Origin of the sequence: Dactylosporangium sucinum, from assembly GCF_014647515.1 — a bacterium.
GTDB lineage: Bacteria > Actinomycetota > Actinomycetes > Mycobacteriales > Micromonosporaceae > Dactylosporangium > Dactylosporangium sucinum.
Map to the genome: position 1 here is coordinate 169,639 of NZ_BMPI01000007.1, position 18,437 is coordinate 188,075.

17 protein-coding genes are annotated in these 18,437 nt (G+C 72.8%); 4 read left to right on the plus strand and 13 right to left on the minus strand.

Annotation, left to right across the window (positions count from 1 at the left end; translation table 11 throughout):
* From IEZ31_RS09275 to IEZ31_RS09300, 6 genes are all read right to left on the minus strand, one after another.
* Positions 1 to 623, minus strand: a 623-nt coding sequence (locus tag IEZ31_RS09275) for a glucose 1-dehydrogenase (protein ID WP_229834525.1), incomplete at its 3' end; no start/stop codon positions are given.
* Positions 624 to 660: 37 nt separating this feature from the next.
* Complete coding sequence (gene glmM, locus IEZ31_RS09280) at positions 661 to 1,995, minus strand: phosphoglucosamine mutase (protein ID WP_190249351.1); 1,335 nt, start codon at positions 1,993 to 1,995, stop codon at positions 661 to 663.
* Between the two features lie 86 nt (positions 1,996 to 2,081).
* On the minus strand, positions 2,082 to 2,585 hold the full coding sequence (rpsI, locus tag IEZ31_RS09285) for a 30S ribosomal protein S9 (RefSeq protein ID WP_308429366.1): 504 nt from the start codon (positions 2,583 to 2,585) through the stop codon (positions 2,082 to 2,084).
* Positions 2,586 to 2,605: 20 nt separating this feature from the next.
* Positions 2,606 to 3,049, minus strand: a complete 444-nt coding sequence (rplM, locus tag IEZ31_RS09290) for a 50S ribosomal protein L13 (protein WP_190249352.1) — start codon at positions 3,047 to 3,049, stop codon at positions 2,606 to 2,608.
* Between the two features lie 159 nt (positions 3,050 to 3,208).
* Complete coding sequence (locus tag IEZ31_RS09295; protein ID WP_190249353.1) at positions 3,209 to 4,540, minus strand: nitrate/nitrite transporter; 1,332 nt, start codon at positions 4,538 to 4,540, stop codon at positions 3,209 to 3,211.
* Positions 4,541 to 4,810: 270 nt separating this feature from the next.
* A complete protein-coding gene (locus tag IEZ31_RS09300) occupies positions 4,811 to 5,515 on the minus strand; it encodes a hypothetical protein (RefSeq protein ID WP_190249354.1) in 705 nt (234 codons plus the stop codon).
* 359 nt (positions 5,516 to 5,874) lie between these two features.
* On the opposite strand from IEZ31_RS09300, the gene nirB reads away from it, so the two are divergent.
* The 3 genes from nirB to IEZ31_RS09310 are packed head-to-tail and all read left to right on the plus strand — an operon-like array spanning position 5,875 to position 9,802.
* Positions 5,875 to 8,340, plus strand: coding sequence for a nitrite reductase large subunit NirB (gene nirB / locus IEZ31_RS09305; protein WP_190249355.1), 2,466 nt, complete (start codon positions 5,875 to 5,877; stop codon positions 8,338 to 8,340).
* Positions 8,337 to 8,663 carry a nitrite reductase small subunit NirD gene (nirD, locus tag IEZ31_RS56210; RefSeq protein ID WP_229834528.1) on the plus strand — a complete coding sequence of 109 codons (327 nt, stop codon included), beginning with the start codon at positions 8,337 to 8,339 and terminating at the stop codon, positions 8,661 to 8,663. The genes nirB and nirD overlap by 4 nt, the downstream gene beginning before the upstream one ends.
* A 44-nt stretch (positions 8,664 to 8,707) precedes the next feature.
* Positions 8,708 to 9,802: a uroporphyrinogen-III synthase gene (locus IEZ31_RS09310; protein ID WP_229834587.1), complete on the plus strand. Its 1,095-nt coding sequence runs from the start codon at positions 8,708 to 8,710 to the stop codon at positions 9,800 to 9,802.
* A 175-nt stretch (positions 9,803 to 9,977) separates the two neighbouring features.
* Here IEZ31_RS09310 and IEZ31_RS09315 read toward each other — a convergent pair whose 3' ends face one another.
* The 4 genes from IEZ31_RS09315 to IEZ31_RS09330 form a co-directional block, all read right to left on the minus strand.
* The gene (locus IEZ31_RS09315) at positions 9,978 to 10,223 is read right to left on the minus strand and encodes a DUF2630 family protein (RefSeq protein ID WP_190249357.1); all 246 of its coding nucleotides are present in this window, start codon (positions 10,221 to 10,223) and stop codon (positions 9,978 to 9,980) included.
* Positions 10,224 to 10,263: 40 nt separating this feature from the next.
* A complete protein-coding gene (thiD, locus tag IEZ31_RS09320) occupies positions 10,264 to 11,064 on the minus strand; it encodes a bifunctional hydroxymethylpyrimidine kinase/phosphomethylpyrimidine kinase (protein WP_190249358.1) in 801 nt (266 codons plus the stop codon).
* A gap of 62 nt (positions 11,065 to 11,126) precedes the next feature.
* Positions 11,127 to 12,782 carry an ABC-F family ATP-binding cassette domain-containing protein gene (locus IEZ31_RS09325; protein ID WP_190249359.1) on the minus strand — a complete coding sequence of 552 codons (1,656 nt, stop codon included), beginning with the start codon at positions 12,780 to 12,782 and terminating at the stop codon, positions 11,127 to 11,129.
* A gap of 2 nt (positions 12,783 to 12,784) precedes the next feature.
* On the minus strand, positions 12,785 to 13,417 hold the full coding sequence (locus IEZ31_RS09330; protein WP_190249458.1) for a class I SAM-dependent methyltransferase: 633 nt from the start codon (positions 13,415 to 13,417) through the stop codon (positions 12,785 to 12,787).
* A 115-nt stretch (positions 13,418 to 13,532) separates the two neighbouring features.
* Between IEZ31_RS09330 and IEZ31_RS09335 the strand changes: the two genes are divergently transcribed.
* On the plus strand, positions 13,533 to 15,827 hold the full coding sequence (locus IEZ31_RS09335; protein WP_190249360.1) for a hypothetical protein: 2,295 nt from the start codon (positions 13,533 to 13,535) through the stop codon (positions 15,825 to 15,827).
* Between the two features lie 76 nt (positions 15,828 to 15,903).
* Here IEZ31_RS09335 and truA read toward each other — a convergent pair whose 3' ends face one another.
* The 3 genes from truA to IEZ31_RS09350 form a co-directional block, all read right to left on the minus strand.
* A complete protein-coding gene (gene truA, locus IEZ31_RS09340) occupies positions 15,904 to 16,719 on the minus strand; it encodes a tRNA pseudouridine(38-40) synthase TruA (protein ID WP_190249361.1) in 816 nt (271 codons plus the stop codon).
* A gap of 76 nt (positions 16,720 to 16,795) precedes the next feature.
* Entirely contained in the window at positions 16,796 to 17,356 is a 561-nt protein-coding gene (rplQ, locus tag IEZ31_RS09345; RefSeq protein WP_190249362.1) for a 50S ribosomal protein L17, read from the minus strand.
* Positions 17,357 to 17,386: 30 nt separating this feature from the next.
* The gene (locus tag IEZ31_RS09350; protein WP_190249363.1) at positions 17,387 to 18,409 is read right to left on the minus strand and encodes a DNA-directed RNA polymerase subunit alpha; all 1,023 of its coding nucleotides are present in this window, start codon (positions 18,407 to 18,409) and stop codon (positions 17,387 to 17,389) included.
* Positions 18,410 to 18,437: the final 28 nt, after the last annotated feature.

The following is an 18,437-nucleotide window of genomic DNA, read 5'->3' on the forward strand; positions in this document are numbered from 1 at the left end:
AGGTGGTCGGTGAGGTACTCCTCGTTGTTCTCCCACAGCCCGCGCGCGAGGTGCGTGCGCACGATGCCGGGCGCGACGGCGTTGACGCGCACGGCCGGTGCGAGCTCGGCGGCCATTTGCCGGGTCAGGTGGATGACCGCGGCCTTGGTGGCGTTGTAGTACCCGATCCCCGGCTCGGTGAGCAGCCCGCCGACCGACGCCACGTTCACGATCGCGCCGCCCCGGGCCGACATCGACGCCTTCCAGACCAGCTGGCTCCACAGTACGACGCCGAACTGGTTGAGCCGGACCGTCTTGTCGGCGCGGACCGGGTCGATCTCCATGAGCGGGCCGAAGTACGGGTTGGTGCCGGCGTTGTTCACCAGGACGTCGACGGCGCCGAAGCGCTCCACGGCGGCCTCGACGACCGCGGCGGCCTGCTCGGGCTCGGCGGCGTGGGCCGCGTGGGCGAGCACACCGGCAGCCGGGTGCGCCGCGGTGATCTCGGCGGCGACCTCCTCCAGCGACTCGATCTTGCGGGAGGTCAGCACGACGTTGCAGCCTTCGGCGGCGAAGGCGAGGGCGGTCGCCTTGCCGATGCCCCGGGAGGCGCCGGTGACGATGACGGTGCGGGCGTTGGTCATGCCCGCACGTTACTAGCCGGTACGAGCGGCGCTGGCCTCAGACCGCGCGGACGATCGCCGCGATCCGCTCGGCGGCCTCGCGGGCCGTCTCCTGCGTGCCGGCCTCGACCATCACCCGGACGAGCTGCTCGGTGCCCGAGGGCCGCAGCAGCACCCGGCCGGTGCCGCCGAGCTCGGCCTCGACCTGCTTGGCGGCGTCGAGGACCTGCGGCGACCGGGCGGCGGCCGCGCGGTCGGTGACGGGCACGTTGATCATCACCTGAGGCAGCCGGTGTACCACGGAGGCCAGGTCCTTCAGGCCCCGTCCCGTGGTCGTCATGCGTCCCATGAGGTGCAGCGCGGTCAGCACGCCGTCGCCGGTGGTGGCGTAGGCCGGCATGACGATGTGCCCGCTCTGCTCGCCGCCGAGCGCGAGTCCCTTGGCCCGCAGCTCCTCCAGCACGTACCGGTCGCCGACCTTGGTCTCCAGCAGCCGGATGCCGGCCTCGGCCATGGCGAGCTTCAGGCCCAGGTTGCTCATGACGGTCGCGACCAGGGTGTCCTCGGTGAGGCTGCCGGACTCGCGCATCGCCACGGCCAGGATCGCCATGATCTGGTCGCCGTCGACCTCGGTGCCGTCGGCCGCGACCGCGATGCAGCGGTCGGCGTCGCCGTCGTGGGCGATGCCCAGGTCGGCGCCGTGCTCGACGACGGCGGCGCGCAGCTGCTCCAGGTGGTTGGAGCCGCAGTCCTCGTTGATGTTGAGCCCGTCGGGGTCGGCGTTGATCGCGACGACGGCGGCGCCGGCCCGGCGGTAGGCCTCGGGGGCGGCCGAGGAGGCGGCGCCGTTGGCGCAGTCGACGACGACCTTGAGCTCGGCGAGCGGGCTGGGCAGCGAGGTCAGCAGGTGCCGCACGTAGCGGTCCTCGCCCTCGGCGTAGTCGGTGACCCGGCCGATCCCGGCGCCGGTGGGGCGGGTCTGGCTGCCGCCCGCCATCAGCCGCTCGATCTCGTCCTCGACCTCGTCGGGCAGCTTGTGCCCGCCGGCGGCGAAGAGCTTGATCCCGTTGTCGGGCATGGGGTTGTGCGAGGCCGACAGCATCACGCCGATGTCGGCGCCGAGCACGCCGGTGAGGTACGCCACGGCCGGGGTCGGCAGCACACCGACCCGCACGACGTTGGCGCCGGCGCTGGTCAGGCCGGCCACGACGGCCGCCTCCAGCATCTCGCCGCTCGCCCGCGGGTCGCGGCCGACGACGGCGACCGGCGCGTGGGAGTGGTCGTGTTCGAACAGCGCCTGCGCGGCCGCGATGGCGACGGCCATCGCGAGCTCGGGAGTCAGGTCGGCGTTCGCCCGTCCGCGCACCCCGTCGGTGCCGAAGAGTCGCCCCATTGCGTACCTCCCATGGTCGCACTTCCGCGCAGGCAAAATCGGCCGGGCGCGCACCTCCCAGGGTGGCACCCGGCCGACAGGCGTGGTTAGCGCTTCGAGTACTGCGGAGCCTTGCGGGCCTTCTTCAGACCGTACTTCTTGCGCTCGGTCGCACGGGCGTCACGAGTCAGGAAGCCGGCCTTCTTGAGCGCGCCGCGGTCGTCGGCGTCGTTCTCGACGAGCGCGCGGGCGATGGCGAGCCGCAGCGCACCGGCCTGGCCGGTGGTGCCGCCGCCGCGGAGGTTGGCGTAGACGTCGAACGCCTCGGCCTTCTCCACGATCACCAGCGGCTCGCGGACCGACTGCTGGTGGACCTTGCTCGGGAAGTAGCTCTCCAGCTCGCGGCCGTTGAGCTGGAACTTGCCCGTGCCGGGCACCAGGCGGACCCGGACGATGGCCTCCTTGCGGCGGCCCACGGTCTGGATCGGCTGGCCGGCGCGGCGGGCCCGGGTGGGGGCGGTCGCCGTGGCGGTGGCAGCAGCGGGCGGCGCCGGGGTCTCGACGGTCGCGACAGCGGCCGGCGTCGGGGCGTCGATGGTCTCGTCGGTCACGCTCTGTCCTTCGTCCGCGCTCACTGCGCGATCTGCTTGATCTCGAACGGCTGGGGCAGCTGAGCGGCGTGCGGGTGCTCGGCGCCCGCGTAGACCTTCAGCTTGCGGATCTGGCGCGCGCCGAGGCGGTTGTGCGGGAGCATGCCCTTGACGGCCAGCTCGATCGCCCGCTCGGGGTGCTTGGTCAGCAGCTCTTCGTAACCGACCGCCTTGAGACCACCCGGGTAGCCGGAGTGGCGGTAGGCGACCTTGGTCTGCCGCTTGTTGCCGGTCAGCGCCACCTTGCCGGCGTTGATCACGATGACGAAGTCGCCGGTGTCCACGTGCGGGGCGAACGTCGGCTTGTGCTTGCCGCGCAGCAGCGTCGCAGCGTGCGTGGCCAGGCGGCCGAGCACGATGTCGGTGGCGTCGATGACGTGCCACGTGCGCTCGATCTCACCCGGCTTCGGGCTGTACGTACCCACAGGTCTACCTTGTCTTCCACGTCGTCGGTCTGGGGTGCGCTCTCGATGGCGGCGCTATGCGCGCACGACCACCCAGCGTACCCGAACGATGGGGACGCCTTGTCATCGCACAACAGCAGTCCACGATACTCGGCGTCCCCCCACGGGACAAAATCGGGGTTACACCCCGGCCAGGCGGCCCGGGCGATGGCGCAGATAGACCACCCAGGTGACGGCGAAGCAGATCGCGTAGAACGCCAGGAATGCGAGGTATGCCCCGTCGCCGGTCTTGTAGGCGAGGAACGACTCGCGGAACGCGAGGTTCACCAGCACGCCACCGGCCGCGCCGATCGCCCCGGCGACCCCGATGAGCGCCGTCGCCAGCCGCCGGGCCTCGTTCTCGTCCTGCGCGTACTTGGCCTTGAAGATCGCCGGGATCATCTTGTACGTCGATCCGTTGCCGATCCCGCTGAAGACGAACAGGAACACGAACCCGGTCACGAACAGCGGCAGCGAGTGCTGCCGCGAGGCGACGAGGACGGTCGTCGCCCCGGCCGCCATCGCGACGAAGTTCCAGAACGTGATCCTGGCCCCGCCGTAGCGGTCGGCGAGCAGGCCGCCGACGGGCCGGATGAGCGAGCCGAGCAGCGGCCCGATGAAGGTGAGGTAGGCCGCCTTCACCGGCGTGTCGAACTCGGCCTTGAACTGCACCTGCAGGACCTGCCCGAACGCGAAGCCGAAGCCGATGAAGGAGCCGAAGGTCCCGATGTACAGCAGGGACATGATCCAGGCGTGCCGGTCCTTGATGACGTCCCGCATGGCGTGCCTGTCGTTGGACGCGTGCCGGAGGTTGTCCATGTACAGCGCGGCGAGCACGGCGGCGACGACGATGAGCGGCAGGTAGATCAGCACGATGAGCCGCGGGTGGGCGGCGCCGGCGGTGGCCAGCACCAGCAGCCCGACGAGCTGCACGGCCGGCACGCCGATGTTCCCGCCGCCGGCGTTGATGCCCAGGGCCCAGCCCTTGAGCCGCTGCGGGTAGAAGGCGTTGATGTTCGCCATGGAGCTGGCGAAGTTGCCGCCGCCGACGCCCGCGATCGAGGCGACGACGAGCAGCGTGGTGAAGCTGACGCCCGGCTCCAGCACGAGGCCGGCGGCGACGGTGGGCACGAGCAGCATCAGCGCGCTGAAGATCGTCCAGTTCCGACCGCCGAACGTCGCCACCGCGAACGTGTAGGGCAGCCGCAGCGCCGCCCCGACCAGGGTGGGCGCGCTGGTGAGCAGGAACTTCTGGGCGGCGTCGAACCCGTACTGCGGCCCGAGGAACAGCACGAAGACCGACCACAGGCTCCAGATCGAGAACCCGATGTGCTCGGACAGGATGGACACGATGAGGTTGCGCCGGGCGATCTTCGCCCCGGCCTGCTCCCAGAAGCCGGTCTCCTCCGGGCGCCAGTCGTCGATCCAGCGCCCGCTGCTGCGAGCCGGCGCCTCTTCCACGGCGATCGTCATGGTGCGGGACGCTATGGACGCGTCGTTACCGCGGCCCGCACCGTTTGTTGTCGCCGCTGCAACGTCTTCCCCGCCTTTGCTCCCGGCGGTGTTGTGAGATCCCGCCGTCGCCCGGCGGCCGTCCATGATCGAGGGAACCTCGTGGTTGCCGGGGCAGCCGGCTCCTTCCCTCGATCACGGACGCGGCGCCGACCGCGCGCCTGCCCTCCCCGCGGAGGCGCCCGCCCGAGGACGGGGCGCCCGCCGTGCGGAGAGAGCAGGGAACAGCGGTCAGGACTTGGTGAACGTCCAGGTGCCGGTGTCGGCGCCACCCTGCGGCGGGGAGAGCTTCAGGGTGTTGCCGCTGCAGTCGTACTGGCTCTTCTTGAGCACCGGCTGGGCGTCCACCGCGCCGCCGGTGTCGGCGGTGCCGGTGCCCGTGAACTCGCTGATCGGCATCTTGTCGGCCACCCGCACGGCGGCCGGGGCGGACAGGTCCACCGTCACCGTCAGGCTCGAGAAGTCGACCGTGCCCGTGGGCTCCAGGGTGCCGGTGCTGGTCGTCGGGGTCTTCACCGTGCCGTTGACCTTGCCGCCGTAGGCGAAGGTGCCCTTCACCTCGTTGCCGGAGACGGAGAACGTGAAGGTCACCGGCTGCATCGGGCCGAAGTCGACCTGCGTCTTGCCGGCCGCGTCGATGGTCAGCAGGGTGCCGCCGCCGCCCGTGAACGTGCCGTTCACCGGGCCGCTCAGCTTGCCCGTCAGGTTGCTCGCCTTCCACGTGCCGACCAGGCACGAGGCCGCGGCCCCGGTGGCGTCGGTGCCGCCGGCGCCGCCGCTGGCGGAGGCGCTGCCCGAGGGGGCCCCCGCCGACGGTCCGCCCGACGCACCCGCCGAGGTCGACGAGCCCGGCGTCGCTCCGTTGCCACTGCATCCGGCGAGCCCGATGCCGAACACCGCAACAGCCGCCAGGGCGGCCTTGCCGGTCGTGCGCATCTGCTTCCTCCTCGCTGTTCCATAGGGGTCCGTGCTCCTGTTACCCCGCTGCGGACCGTCGCCACCCTACCGTGGGACGATCTGGCACATTCGTCCATCGACCGGGGCCGCATCGACCTGGAGCGACCCACGCTCGACCGCGATCGGCAGCGATCGACAGCGATTGCGCCACGGTTCGGTAACGTCCTGCTCAAGTGCCGTGTGAGGCGCTCTTAGCAGGTAGGAAACATTCGGGACTTTGGAGCGAAACCGCCCCCGGGCAGCCTCTTGGCCATGTCCGAAGCGGTCGCCCTGTGCCGTCCCGCCACCCCGCGTGCGGTCGGGGTCGCGCTCCGCAGCCGCGCCACCGGGGGGCGAGCATGAACGATGCGATGCACGTGATCGTCGTCGGCCACGGGATGGTCGGCCACCGCTTCGTCGAGGCGTTACGGGCGCGGGACACCGAGGGCCGCTGGCGGGTGACCGTCCTCGCGGAGGAGGGCCGCCCCGCCTACGACCGGGTGCGGCTGTCGGCGTTCTTCGACGGCGCCACCGCCGAGGACCTGACCTACGCCGTGCCGGACGGCGTCGACCTGCGGCTCGGCGAGCCGGCGCTGTCGATCGACCGGCACGCCCGGAAGGTGACCACCGCGCGGGGCGTCCACGAGTACGACGCGCTGGTCCTGGCCACCGGGTCGTCGGCGTTCGTGCCGCCGATCAGCGGCGTCGACGCGCCGGGTGTCTTCGTGTACCGCACCCTCGACGACCTGGAGGCGATCCGCGCCCACGCGCGGGGCAAGGAGGTCGGCGCGGTCATCGGCGGCGGGCTGCTCGGCCTGGAGGCCGCCAACGCGCTGCGCCTGCTCGGCCTGCGCACGCACGTGATCGAGTTCGCGCCGCGGCTCATGCCGGCGCAGGTGGACGAGGCCGGCGGCGCCGTGCTCCGGCGGTACGTGGAGGAGCTCGGGGTCCGCGTGCACCTCGGCGCGGGCACGACCGCGATCCGCCAGACGTCCTCCGCCGGCCGGCTCGGCCTCACGCTGTCCGACGGCGCCCACGTGCCGGCCGACATCGTGGTGGTGGCCGCCGGCATCCGGCCGCGCGACGAGCTGGCCCGCACGATGGGCCTGGCGACGGGGGCGCGCGGCGGGGTGGTCGTCGACCGCGGCTGCCGGACCGAGGACCCGGCCGTCTACGCGGTCGGCGAGTGCGCCGAGATCGACGGGCGCTGCTACGGCCTGGTGGCGCCCGGCTACGCGATGGCCGAGGTCGTCGCGGACCGGCTGCTCGGCGGGGCGGCCGAGTTCCCCGGCGCCGACACGTCGACGAAGCTGAAGCTGCTCGGCGTCGACGTGGCCAGCTTCGGCGACGCGCTGCGGGACGACCTGCTCGACGTGGTGTACCTGGACCCGGCGAACGGGCGGTACGCGAAGCTCGTCCTCTCCGACGACGCGCAGACGCTGCTCGGCGGCATCCTGGTCGGCGACGCCGGCGCCTACCCGACGCTGCGGGCCAGCGTCGGCGGCCCGCTGCCCGGCCACCCGCTGAGCCTGCTGGCCCCGCCGGCCGACGGGGAGAGCCGGGCGGTGCTGCCCGACGGCGCCCAGGTGTGCTCCTGCAACGCCGTCACCAAGGGCCAGGTCAAGGCCGCGATCGCCGACGGCTGCGGCGACATCGCCGAGCTCAAGGCGTGCACCCGGGCCGGGACCAGCTGCGGCTCGTGCGTGCCGCTGCTCAAGCAGCTCCTCGCGGAGAACGGGGTGGCGGCGAGCAGGGCGCTGTGCGAGCACTTCACGTACTCGCGGGCCGAGCTGTTCGACATCGTCAAGGTCCGGAACATCCGCACGTTCTCGCAGCTGGTGACCGAGCACGGCAGCGGACGCGGGTGCGACGTCTGCAAGCCGACGGTGGCCTCGATCCTGGCGTCGCTGCACAACGACTACGTCCTCGACGGCGAGCAGGCCTCACTGCAGGACACCAACGACCACTTCCTCGCCAACATCCAGCGCAACGGCACGTACTCCGTCGTCCCGCGCATCCCGGGCGGCGAGATCACGCCGGAGAAGCTCATCGTCATCGGCGAGGTCGCCCGGGACTTCAACCTCTACACGAAGATCACCGGCGGGCAGCGCATCGACCTGCTCGGCGCCCGCGTGGAGCAGCTGCCGGCGATCTGGGGCCGGCTGGTCGCGGCCGGGTTCGAGTCCGGGCACGCCTACGGCAAGGCGCTGCGCACGGTGAAGTCGTGCGTCGGGTCGACCTGGTGCCGCTACGGCGTGCAGGACTCCGTCGGGCTCGCCGTGGAGCTCGAGCTGCGGTACCGCGGACTCCGCGCCCCACACAAGATCAAGTCGGCGGTGTCCGGCTGCGCCCGGGAATGCGCCGAGGCCAAGGGCAAGGACTTCGGGATCATCGCCACCGACAAGGGCTGGAACCTCTACGTCGGCGGCAACGGCGGCTTCCGCCCCCGCCACGCCGACCTGCTGGCCGGCGACCTGTCGACGGAGGAGCTGATCCGCGTCGTCGACCGGTTCCTCATGTTCTACATCCGCACCGCCGACCGGCTGCAGCGCACGTCGGCCTGGATCGAGGCGATGGACGGCGGCCTGGAGTACCTCCGGGGCGTCCTCGTCGACGACACGCTGGGCATCGCCGGGGAGCTCGAGGCGATGATGGCCGCCAACATCTCGGCCTACGTCGACGAGTGGAAGGCCACCGTCGACGACCCCGAGCGGCTGGCCCGGTTCGTGTCGTTCGTGAACGCCCCCGACACCCCCGACCCGACGATCTCCTTCGTATCCGAGCGCGGACAGCCCGTGCCCGTCGTCCTGGGAGCCCGCCCATGAAATGGACCGTCGTCTGCCCCTACCCTCGGCTGGAGCCCGAGCGCGGCGTCGCGGCCCTGGTCGACGGGGCACAGATCGCCGTGTTCCGGGTCTTCGACGGCGGCGTGCACGCCATCGGCAACCTCGACCCGATCAGCGGCGCGGCCGTGCTCTCCCGGGGCATCGTCGGCAGCCGCGGCGACGTGCCGGTCGTCGCCTCCCCGATGCACAAGCAGGCGTTCGACCTGCGCAACGGCGAGTGCCTCGACGCGCCCGGCGTGCGGGTGCCGGTGTACCCGGTCCGGATCCGCGACGGGCTGGTCGAAGTGGCGGTCGAGACGTGAGCGCGAGCAGCACGCTGGAAGCGCGCCCCGACTCCGGCGAGGACCTGCCCCTCGCGGGCTTCACCGTCGCCGTCACCGCCGACCGCCGCCGTGACGAACTGAGCGCCCTGCTGGAACGGCGGGGCGCTCGCGTCGTGCTCGCCCCCGCGCTGCGGATCGTGCCGGTCGCCGACGACACCGAGCTCAAGGCCGCGACGATCTCCTGCGTCGACATCGCGCCCGACATCGTCGTCGCCACCACCGGCATCGGGCTGCGCGGCTGGATCGAGGCGGCCGAGGGCTGGGGCCTCGGCGAGGCGCTGCGCTCGCGGCTCGGCGAGTCGTACCTCATCGCCCGCGGCCCGAAGGCCAAGGGCGCCGTCCGCGCCGCCGGCATGCTGGAGGCCTGGTCGCCCGACACCGAGAGCTGCGACGAGGTCCTCGACTACCTGCTCGGCGGCGGGTTGCCGGGCGGCATCGCCGGCCGCCGCATCGCCGTACAGTTGCACGGCGAGCCGCACCCGGAGTTCACGTCCGCGATGCGCGACGCCGGCGCGATCGTGGTGGAGATCCCGGTGTACCGCTGGGCGCCCCCGGTCGACCCCGCACCCCTACGCCGCCTGGTCGACCTCGTCTGCTCCCGCCTCGTCGACTCGGTGACGTTCACGTCGGCACCGGCCGTCGGATCGTTGCTGCGGGTCGCCGGCGCCGAGGCCCCCGACGTGCTGGAGGCACTGCGCACCGACGTGCTGGCGGCCTGCGTCGGCCCCGTCACGGCGGCGCCGCTGAAGCGCCTCGGCGTGCCGGTCGCCGCCCCGGCCCGGGCCCGGCTCGGCGCCCTGGTCCGGATCCTCGTCGACGAACTGCCGAAGCGGGCCCCCACCCTGCACGTGGCCGGCGCCGCGGTCACCCTCCGGGGGCACGCCGCGATCATCGACGGCACGCTCAAGCCGCTGGCGCCGGGTCCCATGGCGGTCCTGCGGGCGCTCGCCGCCTCCCCCGGCCGGGTCCTCTCCCGGGCGGCGCTGCTGCGCGAGCTGCCCCGCGGGGCCGACGAGCACGCCGTGGAGATGGCGGTGGCCCGGCTGCGGGCGGCGCTGGGCGGCTCGGCGTTCGTCCAGACGGTGGTGAAGCGCGGCTACCGCCTCCGCGTCGACTGACCCCGCACTCCAGAGCCCCACCGCGGCGCACCGCGCCGCACCGCGCCGCCCCCACCGCGTCGATCTTGCAGTTGTGGTGCCTGCCAAACCCGGACATCCTGGGAGTGTCGCGGCACCACAAGTGCAAGATCGACGCGGCGCACGGGCGGCGGGGAAGCGCGGTGCGCAACGGGGGTTACTGGAGGTAGTGCTCGACCTCGTCGATCGAGTGCGCCTCGACCTCGTCCGGGGCGACGCCCTGCAGCTTCGCCGCCCGGCGCCGGCGCATCAGGTCCCACAGCTGGTCGAGCTGCTCCTCGATCGCCCGGAGCCGGTCGTGCTCCTCCTGCTCGGTGATCTTGCCCTGCTGCAGCTGCGTGCGCAGCTTGTGCTCGTCGTCGACCAGCGTCGAGATCTGGTGGATCAACGTCTTCTCGTCCATGCCATGCATCATCCACCAGAGCCGGGTGATCGCGGTGTGGTCACCGCAACGTCAGCGCCGACCAGCCGAACTGGTCGATCGGGCCGGCGCCCGAGCCGATCCGCCACTCGGCGGCGTCGCCGATCGCCCGCCCCACGAACCCCTTCGCCCACGCCACCGCGTCCGGCGGCGGGTCCCCGGCGGCGAGCCGGGCCGCGATCGCCGTCGCGAACGTCGGGCCGCTGCCGTCGATGTTCCGGCTGGTGATCCGCGGGCTGTGCAGCATCCGGGCCGCCCCGTCGGCCCACAGCACGTCGATCGCCTCGCCGCCGGCGACGAAGTCACCGCCGGTGACCACCACGTACTGCGCCCCGCCCGCCGCCAGTTGGGCCGCCGCGCCGGCCATGTCGGCCGGGGTCACCACCTCCCAGCCGAGCAGGGCCGACGCCTCCTCGCGGTCCGGCGTGACGACCACGGCGTGCGGCAGGAGCCGCTCGAACGCCGCGATCAGCCCCCGCCTGGAGCCGCTCCTCGTGGTGAGGACCGGGTCGACGACCAGGTTCGGCAGCGCACCGGTGCGGGCCCGGGCGGCGACCGCGACCACCGCCTCGGCGGTCGGGAACATGCCCGTCTTGACCGCGGCGACCGGCAGGTCCTCCAGCACGCTGCCGAGCTGGGCGGCGACGACCGTGGTGGGCTGCGCGTACACGTCGCTGGTGCCGCGCGTGTTGCGGGACAGCACCGCCGTCACCACACACGCGGCGTGCATCCGCAAGGCCGCAAGGGTCCGCATGTCGGCCTGGAGCGCGGAGCCGCCGGACGAGTCCGTCGCGCCGATGGTGAGCACCACAGTCGGTTCCACGGTGCCGAGCTGACCACGCCTCGTGACCGGCGCGCCGCACATTTCGTCCGCCAGGCCCCCGGCTAACCCCGCCCCTCCCAGACCGGCTCGGGCACCTCGACGACCTCGCCGTCGGCGCGGAACAGCAGGAACCGGTCGAACGAGCGGCTGAACCAGCGGTCGTGCGTCACCGCGATCACCGTGCCGTCGAAGCTGCGCAGCCCCTCCTCCAGGGCCTCGGCGCTGGCCAGGTCGAGGTTGTCGGTCGGCTCGTCGAGCAGCAGCAGCGTGGCACCCGACAGCTCCAGCAGCAGCACCAGGAACCGGGCCTGCTGGCCGCCCGACAGGGTGCCGAACCGCTGGTCGGCCTGGGCCGCCAGCTCGTACCGCGACAGCGCCGGCATCGCCTGCGGCCGCGGCAGCCCGGTCCGCCAGTCGTCACCCCGCCACAGGATCTCGGCGAGCGTCCTGTCCAGCAGCTCCGGCCGGTCGTGCGTCTGCGAGAAGTGGCCGGGCCGCACCCGCGCGCCGAGCCGCACCACGCCGTCGTGCAGGACCGGCGCCAGCTGCGCCCCGATCGGCGTCTCCACCGGATCGGTGCCGCCGCGGGCCAGCAGCCGCAGGAAGTGCGACTTGCCGGTGCCGTTGCCGCCGAGAACCGCCAGGCGGTCGCCGTACCAGAGCTCGAGGTCGAACGGGTAGGTGAGCCCGTCGAGCTCCAGCTGCTCGCACACGACGGCGCGCTTGCCGGTCCGCCCGCCCGCGAGCCGCATGCGGATGTCCTGGTCCTTCGGTGGCGCCGGCGGCGGGCCGGCCTCCTCGAACTTGCGCAGCCGGGTCTGGGCCGCCTGATACCGCGACGCGAGGCCGTCGTTGTAGGCGGCTTTCGTCTTGTACATCAGGACGAGCGCCTTGAGCTTCTCGTGCTCCTCGTCCCAGCGGCGGCGCAGCTCGTCGAGCCGCTCGTGGCGGGCCGCCCGCGCCTCGTGCCAGGACGCGAAGCCGCCGGGATGGACCCACGCCGAGCCGCCCTCGACGGCCACCACCCGGTCGGCGGACTGGGCCAGCAGCTCACGGTCGTGCGAGACGTACAGGACGCTCTTCGGCGACTCCCGCAGCCGCTCCTCCAGCCAGCGCTTCCCGGGCACGTCGAGGAAGTTGTCGGGCTCGTCGAGCAGCAGTACCTCGTCCTCCCCGCGCAGCAGCAGCTCCAGCGCGAAGCGTTTCTGCTGCCCGCCCGAGAGGGTCCGCACGGGCCGGTCCCGCGACTCGTCCCACGACAGGCCCAGCGCGGCCACGCTCGCGGTGTCGAACAGCACCTCCGCGTCGTAGCCGCCGGCCTCGCCCCAGGCGGCGAGCGCGTTGGCGTACCGCAGCTGGGCCTTCTCGGCCTGCTGGCCGTCGGCCTGGTGCATGACCTGCTCGGCCTTGCCCAGCCGCTCGCCCGCGGCCTGCAGCGCCGGCGGCGACAGCTCCAGGGCCAGGTCGTGCAGCGTGCGGTCGTCACCGATCATGCCGATGAACTGCCGCATCACGCCGAGGCCGCCGGAGCGCGCCACCGCGCCCGTGTGCACCGGCAGGTCACCGGCCACCATCTTCAGCAGCGTCGTCTTGCCGGCCCCGTTCGGCCCGACGAGCGCCACCTTCGCGCCCTCACCGACCCGGAACGAGACCTCGGAGAACAGCTCCCGGCCGTCCGGCAGCGTGTGCCCGACCCCTGCCACGTCGACGTATCCCACGGTCAGGCATTCAACGCGACGGCGGTACCGGAGTCGCTCCGTTTTTTCTGCACTTTGAAGATCCGGAATCCCTTGTGGTTGGCGTGGCGCTCGGCCGTGAAGCCCTGCTCGACGAGCCAGCGCTGCAGCGAGTCGGCACCCAGGTTCTTGGCCACGACCAGCCACGCCACGCCGTCGTCGGCGAGCCGCGGCAGCCACCGCAGGAGCAGCGCGTGCAGCTCGGGCTTGCCGACGCGGATCGGCGGGTTGGACCAGATCTGCGCAAACCTGACACTCGGCGGTACCTCGTCCGGCGTGACCGCCACCACGTTCTTCCCGGCGGTGTTCTCCCTCGTCAGGTCCAGCGCCCGCTGGTTCACGTCGACGGCGTAGATCGTGGCCCGCGGCGCGGCGGCGGCCAGCACGGCGGTGATCGGCCCGTACCCACAGCCCAGGTCGAGCAGCGCCCCGGTGGCCTCCCGGTCCGGCAGCGGCGCCTCTCTCAGCAGTACCGCGGTGCCCGGGTCGAGGCCGCGCCAGGAGAACACGCCGGAGGCCGTGGCCAGGCGGAACTCCCGATCGGCCACGGTGAACACGACCTCGTGCCGCTCGTGGGCGACCGCGGGGTCGGCCGTGAAGTAGTGCTCGCCGGACACCATGTCACGCATTGTCCCCGCCCAGGTGACGGCCACTCCGTAGGGCCACCCGTTCGGATTGTGCGAAAGATTGCCGATACGCCACCACATGCGGGTGTCGGCTACCCTGTGCGACATGACTTCTGGGAACGAGCAGCGCCGGAAGCGGCGCTCCGACTCGTTCCGCCGGGACGAGGCGGACGAAGCCGACAACTGGCTGGCGGGGCTTCGCGGCAGCGGCAGGGGCGAGCCGGACCCGTTCGCGGCGCCGCCGCCGCCCGAGCCGGCGCCGTTCGAGCACCCGGCGTTCGACGCTCCGCCGCGGGGCGGCCGGCGCCGTCCGCGCGAGGACGCCGACGACTCGCCCAGCGGTGTTTTCAGCCCGGCCATGCTGCCCCCGGCGCCGCCGCCGTCGCGGCCGCCGGCGATCGACCCGACGCAGGCCATGGGCCGCCGCCGGCGCGACGACTCCGGAGAGTCGCCGAGCGGTTCGTTCCGCAGCGCTCCTCCCGCGGATCCCGGCTCGTTCCGGCAGCCTCCCGCCGCGCCGGACACCTTCCGGCAGGCTCCTGATGCTTTCCGGCAGCCGCCGGCTGCTCCTGACGCTTTCCGGCAGGCTCCGGCCGCGCCGGACACCTTCCGGCAGCCGCCGGCTGCTCCCGACGCTTTCCGGCAGCCGCCGGCGGCCGAGCCCGGCTCCGGTGGGCGGCGGCGGGCGCGTGAGATCGAGCCGGCCGGTCGCCCGTCGGAGTCCTACGACCACGGGCCGGAGCTGACCCCGATCATCAAGCCGCTGGCCGACTACACCCCGGCGCAGCCCTCGACCGAGCCGCCGCCGCTCGTCCCGATCTTCCCGTCGATGCGCCCCGACGCGTCCCCGACCACGGGCGTCCCGTCCGGCCGCCGGGGCCGCCGCGCCGCCGAGGAGGCGGACGAGCCGGGCGGCCGGCGACCGGCGCGCGACCAGGAGCCGGGCGGCCGCCGCCGGGCTCGCGAGGACGCGGGCGGCCGCTTCGCCGAGCCGGCCACGGGCGACGTGGGCCGGCGCTTTCCTGAACCGGCCACCGGTGACGTGGCCCGCCGCTTCGGCGAGCCGGCCACCGGTGACGTGGGGCGGCGTCTCGGCGAGCCGTCGACCGGTGACGTGGGGCGGCGCTTCGGCGAGCCGGCGACCGGCGACGTGGGTGGCCGTCGGCGCCGTGACGGCACCGGCGAGTTCCCGGGCGAGTTCGGCGGCCCTCGGGGCCGGGCGGACGAGACGACGGCGTTCCGCCGGCAGCGGCCGGGCGAGTTCGGCGACCCCCGCCGGCCCGGCGACTTCGACGGCCCCAGCACCGGCAACGGCCACCGCGGGCGGACGGCCTCGGCCGGCTTCGCCGCGAGTGCCCCGCCGGAGGTCGACGCCCCCCGGCGCCGCCCGTCCTTCGAGTCGTTCGACGACCCGCCGCACCAGCGCCGCGCCCTGGACGACGCGATGCCCGGCCGCGGGCACGACGACCCGTCGGGCGCGCGCCGCCGCGGTACCGGCGAATTCACCGGATCGGGCGCGCGGGCCTTGCGCGAACGCCCCGGCGGACCTGGCGGGCCCGGCCGGCCGCCCGGTCGCCCGGGCCGGGGCGGCACCGGCTCCCACCCCCGGGCAGCGGTCATCGAGTCCGGCCGCCCGGAGCACCGCCCGCACCGCTGGGTGGCGTTGCTGAGCGCGGTCGCGGTGCTGGTGGTGCTGGCCGCGTGCGGCATCGGCACGTGGTTCATCTTCCGCGACGAGCGCGACGGTCCGGAGTCGGCCCGATCGAGCACGACGGCGGGCCCGAAGAAGCGCGACATCAGCAGCCGCAAGGTGGACCCGAACCCGCTGACCGAGGCGGAGGTCTTCCCGAGCAACAACATCGTGGCCGCCCCGAACGAGCCGCCGTACGTCATCCTGTCGACGAAGGCCTCACCGGACTGCAAGACCGCGGCGACGGACGACCTGGCGGCGCTGCTCATGAACGCGGGCTGCAGCGAGGTCGTGCGGGCGACGATGAAGTCGCCGAACGAGGAGTACCTGATCACGGCCGGCCTGTTCAACCTGGACACGGAGGAGGCCGCGGCGAAGGCCTTCGACTCGGTGAAGCCGATCGTCGACGGCCAGAAGGGCCGCTTCTCGGGCATGAGCGTGGGCGCCGGCACGGGCACGGACGCCCTGGTTCGCGCCCCGACCCAGCTGGGCTGGAACTACAAGGGCCACTTCATCGCGTACTGCGTGATCGCCCGGGTGGACGGCAACGCGTTCGCCCCGGACGACCCGTACCCGAACCAGATCACGTTCGACATCGTCGAGACGTACCTGGAGAACGGCATCATCGGCAACCGCGCGATCATCCAGCCGGACGCGACACCGGCGGCGTCGTTGCCGGCAGCACCGGGCTCCCAGCCCCCGGCAAGCTGACGCTACGTCGGAAAAACGCCGGGCGGCGGGCGCGGGGAACCCCCTCTCCCGGCGATCACCTGGTGTCGCGGCGGCGTCAGGCGGGCACGTCCCGGCGCCGCCGGGTGCGTTCGGCCCGCTCACGAAGGGCGGCCACGTCGGCCGGGTACAGCACCTCGACCAGCGTCAGCCCATGCGCGGGCACCACAGCCACCTCGTCGGCCCGCACGGTGCGGCTGAGGAGGCTCCCCGGCCACGACGGCGGCCGCCGCCCGTCCCCCACCGGCAGCTGCGCCCCCACCAGGCTGCGCACCATCGACCAGCAGAACGCGTCCGCCTGCACCGTCGCGACCAGGACGCCGTCGGGGTCGCGGCGCCAGGACAGGTTGCTCACGGCGCGGATCGTGGAGGCGTGCTCCTTGCGGCGGCAGAACGCCGCGAAGTCGTGCTCGCCCACCAGCCCCGCGGCCGCGGCGTTCAGCAGCGCGAGGTCCAGGGGCCGGGGCCAGGCCAGGGTGTCGCGGCGGCGCAGGGGCGAGGCGCCGTACGGGGTGTCCGCGACGCGGTACTCGTAGCGGCGGGACAGCGCCGAGAAGCGGGCGTCGAACTCCGGGGGTGCGACCGTGGCGGCCAGGACACGGACGTCGGGTGGGAGCAGGCCGGCCAGGCGGCGGACCAGGGAGTCGCCGAACGCATCCCAGCGGTCGGTGGGAACGTCGACGTGGCACACCTGGCCCGTCGCGTGCACGCCCGCGTCCGTGCGGCCGGCGACCGTCAGACCCTCGACCGAGCCGAACAGGCGCTCCAGGACGGCCAGCAGCTCGCCGGCCACGGTGCGGCGTCCGGGTTGGACGGCCCAGCCTGAGAAGTCGGTGCCGTCATAGGCCACGTCGACGCGGATTCGTTTGCTCATCAACGTACACCCTCCAACCAAACGGCCCGACACCTCCATTACGGAGAGTGTCGGGCCGTCCGAGATAGGGCCCTGATCAGGCCTTGGCCTCGTCGTCCTTCGAGTCGTCGTCGGAGGCGTCGGAGGAGTCGGAGGACGAGGAGGGCGCGGAGGACGAGGAAGCGGCGGTGGGAGCCGACGACGGCGTCTCGTCCTCGTCACCCGCCAGGACCGCGATCGAGTCGGCCTTCGCGGCCTTGCGAGCGGCGGCCTTGCGCGGCGTCGTCGTCGCGACGACCTCCAGCTCCTCGACCAGCTCGATGATCGCCATGGGGGCGGCGTCGCCCTTGCGCGGGCCGGTCTTCACGATCCGGGTGTAGCCACCCTGACGGTTGCTGAAGCGCGGCGCGATCTGGTCGAACAGCGTGTACACCACGTCCTTGTCCCGCACCACGGAGAGCGCTTGACGGCGCGCGTGCAGATCGCCGCGCTTGGCCTTGGTGATGAGCTGCTCGGCGAGCGGGCGCAGGCGCTTGGCCTTGGTCTCGGTGGTCGTGATGCGCCCGTGCTTGAACAGCGAGGTGGCGAGGTTCGCCAGCATCAGCCGCTCATGCGCGGGGCTACCGCCGAGGCGGGGACCTCTGGTGGGCGTGGGCATGGTTGGGACTCCTCTAGTACAACAGCTCGCTCAGAGCTGTTCGGTCTCGCGGTAGTCGTCGGTGTCGTAGTCCACGTCGCCGAACGCGTCCACGACGTGGGCCGGGTCGAACGTCGGGGCGGAGTCCTTCAGACCCAGACCCATCCCGGCGAGCTTCATCTTGACCTCGTCGATCGACTTCTGACCGAAATTCCGTATGTCGAGGAGGTCGGCCTCCGTGCGGCTGATCAGCTCGCCGACGGAGTTGATGCCCTCGCGCTTGAGGCAGTTGTACGAGCGGACGGTGAGGTCCAGCTCCTCGATCGGCAGCGCCAGGTCGGCCGCGAGCTGTGCGTCCTGCGGCGACGGGCCGATGTCGATGCCCTCGGCGGTCTCGTCGAGCTCGCGCGCCAGGCCGAACAGCTCCACCAGCGTCGAGCCGGCCGAGGCCAGCGCGGTGCGCGGGGTCAGCGACGCCTTGGTCTCGACGTCGATGATGAGCCGGTCGAAGTCGGTGCGCTGCTCGACGCGGGTCGCCTCGACGCGGTACGTGACCTTGAGCACCGGGGAGTAGATGGAGTCGACCGGGATGCGGCCGATCTCCTGGCCCTGCTGCTTGTTCTGGTTGGCGGTCACGTAGCCCCGCCCACGCTCGACGGTCAGCTCCATGTCGAGCCGGCCCTTGCCGTTGAGGGTGGCCAGCTTGAGGTCGGGGTTGTGCACGGAGACGCCGGCCGGGGGCTGGATGTCGCCCGCCGTGACGTCGCCGGGGCCCTGCTTGCGCAGGTACATCGAGACCGGCTCGTCGTGCTCGGAGCTGACGCACAGCTCCTTGATGTTCATGACGAGCTCGACCACGTCCTCCTTGACGCCGGGGATGGTGGTGAACTCGTGCAGCACGCCGTCGATCTTGATGCTGGTCACCGCCGCGCCCGGGATGGAGCTCAGCAGGGTGCGCCGCAGCGAGTTGCCGAGCGTGTAGCCGAAGCCCGGCTCGAGCGGCTCGATGGTGAACTTTGACCGGACCTCGCTGATGGACTCTTCGGCGAGACTCGGCCGCTGGGAGATGAGCACTTTCGTTTCCTCCGATTCGTTGCGCGCC

Coding starts and splice junctions, on each gene's coding strand:
- IEZ31_RS09300 (WP_190249354.1), bottom strand. CDS start 5,515: ATGCGCACGACCGGCAAGGCCGCCCTGGCGGCTGTTGCGGTGTTCGGC.
- glmM (WP_190249351.1), bottom strand. CDS start 1,995: ATGGGGCGACTCTTCGGCACCGACGGGGTGCGCGGACGGGCGAACGCC.
- nirD (WP_229834528.1), top strand. CDS start 8,337: ATGAAATGGACCGTCGTCTGCCCCTACCCTCGGCTGGAGCCCGAGCGC.
- IEZ31_RS09335 (WP_190249360.1), top strand. CDS start 13,533: ATGACTTCTGGGAACGAGCAGCGCCGGAAGCGGCGCTCCGACTCGTTC.
- IEZ31_RS09315 (WP_190249357.1), bottom strand. CDS start 10,223: ATGGACGAGAAGACGTTGATCCACCAGATCTCGACGCTGGTCGACGAC.
- nirB (WP_190249355.1), top strand. CDS start 5,875: ATGAACGATGCGATGCACGTGATCGTCGTCGGCCACGGGATGGTCGGC.
- rplQ (WP_190249362.1), bottom strand. CDS start 17,356: ATGCCCACGCCCACCAGAGGTCCCCGCCTCGGCGGTAGCCCCGCGCAT.
- IEZ31_RS09295 (WP_190249353.1), bottom strand. CDS start 4,540: ATGACGATCGCCGTGGAAGAGGCGCCGGCTCGCAGCAGCGGGCGCTGG.
- truA (WP_190249361.1), bottom strand. CDS start 16,719: ATGAGCAAACGAATCCGCGTCGACGTGGCCTATGACGGCACCGACTTC.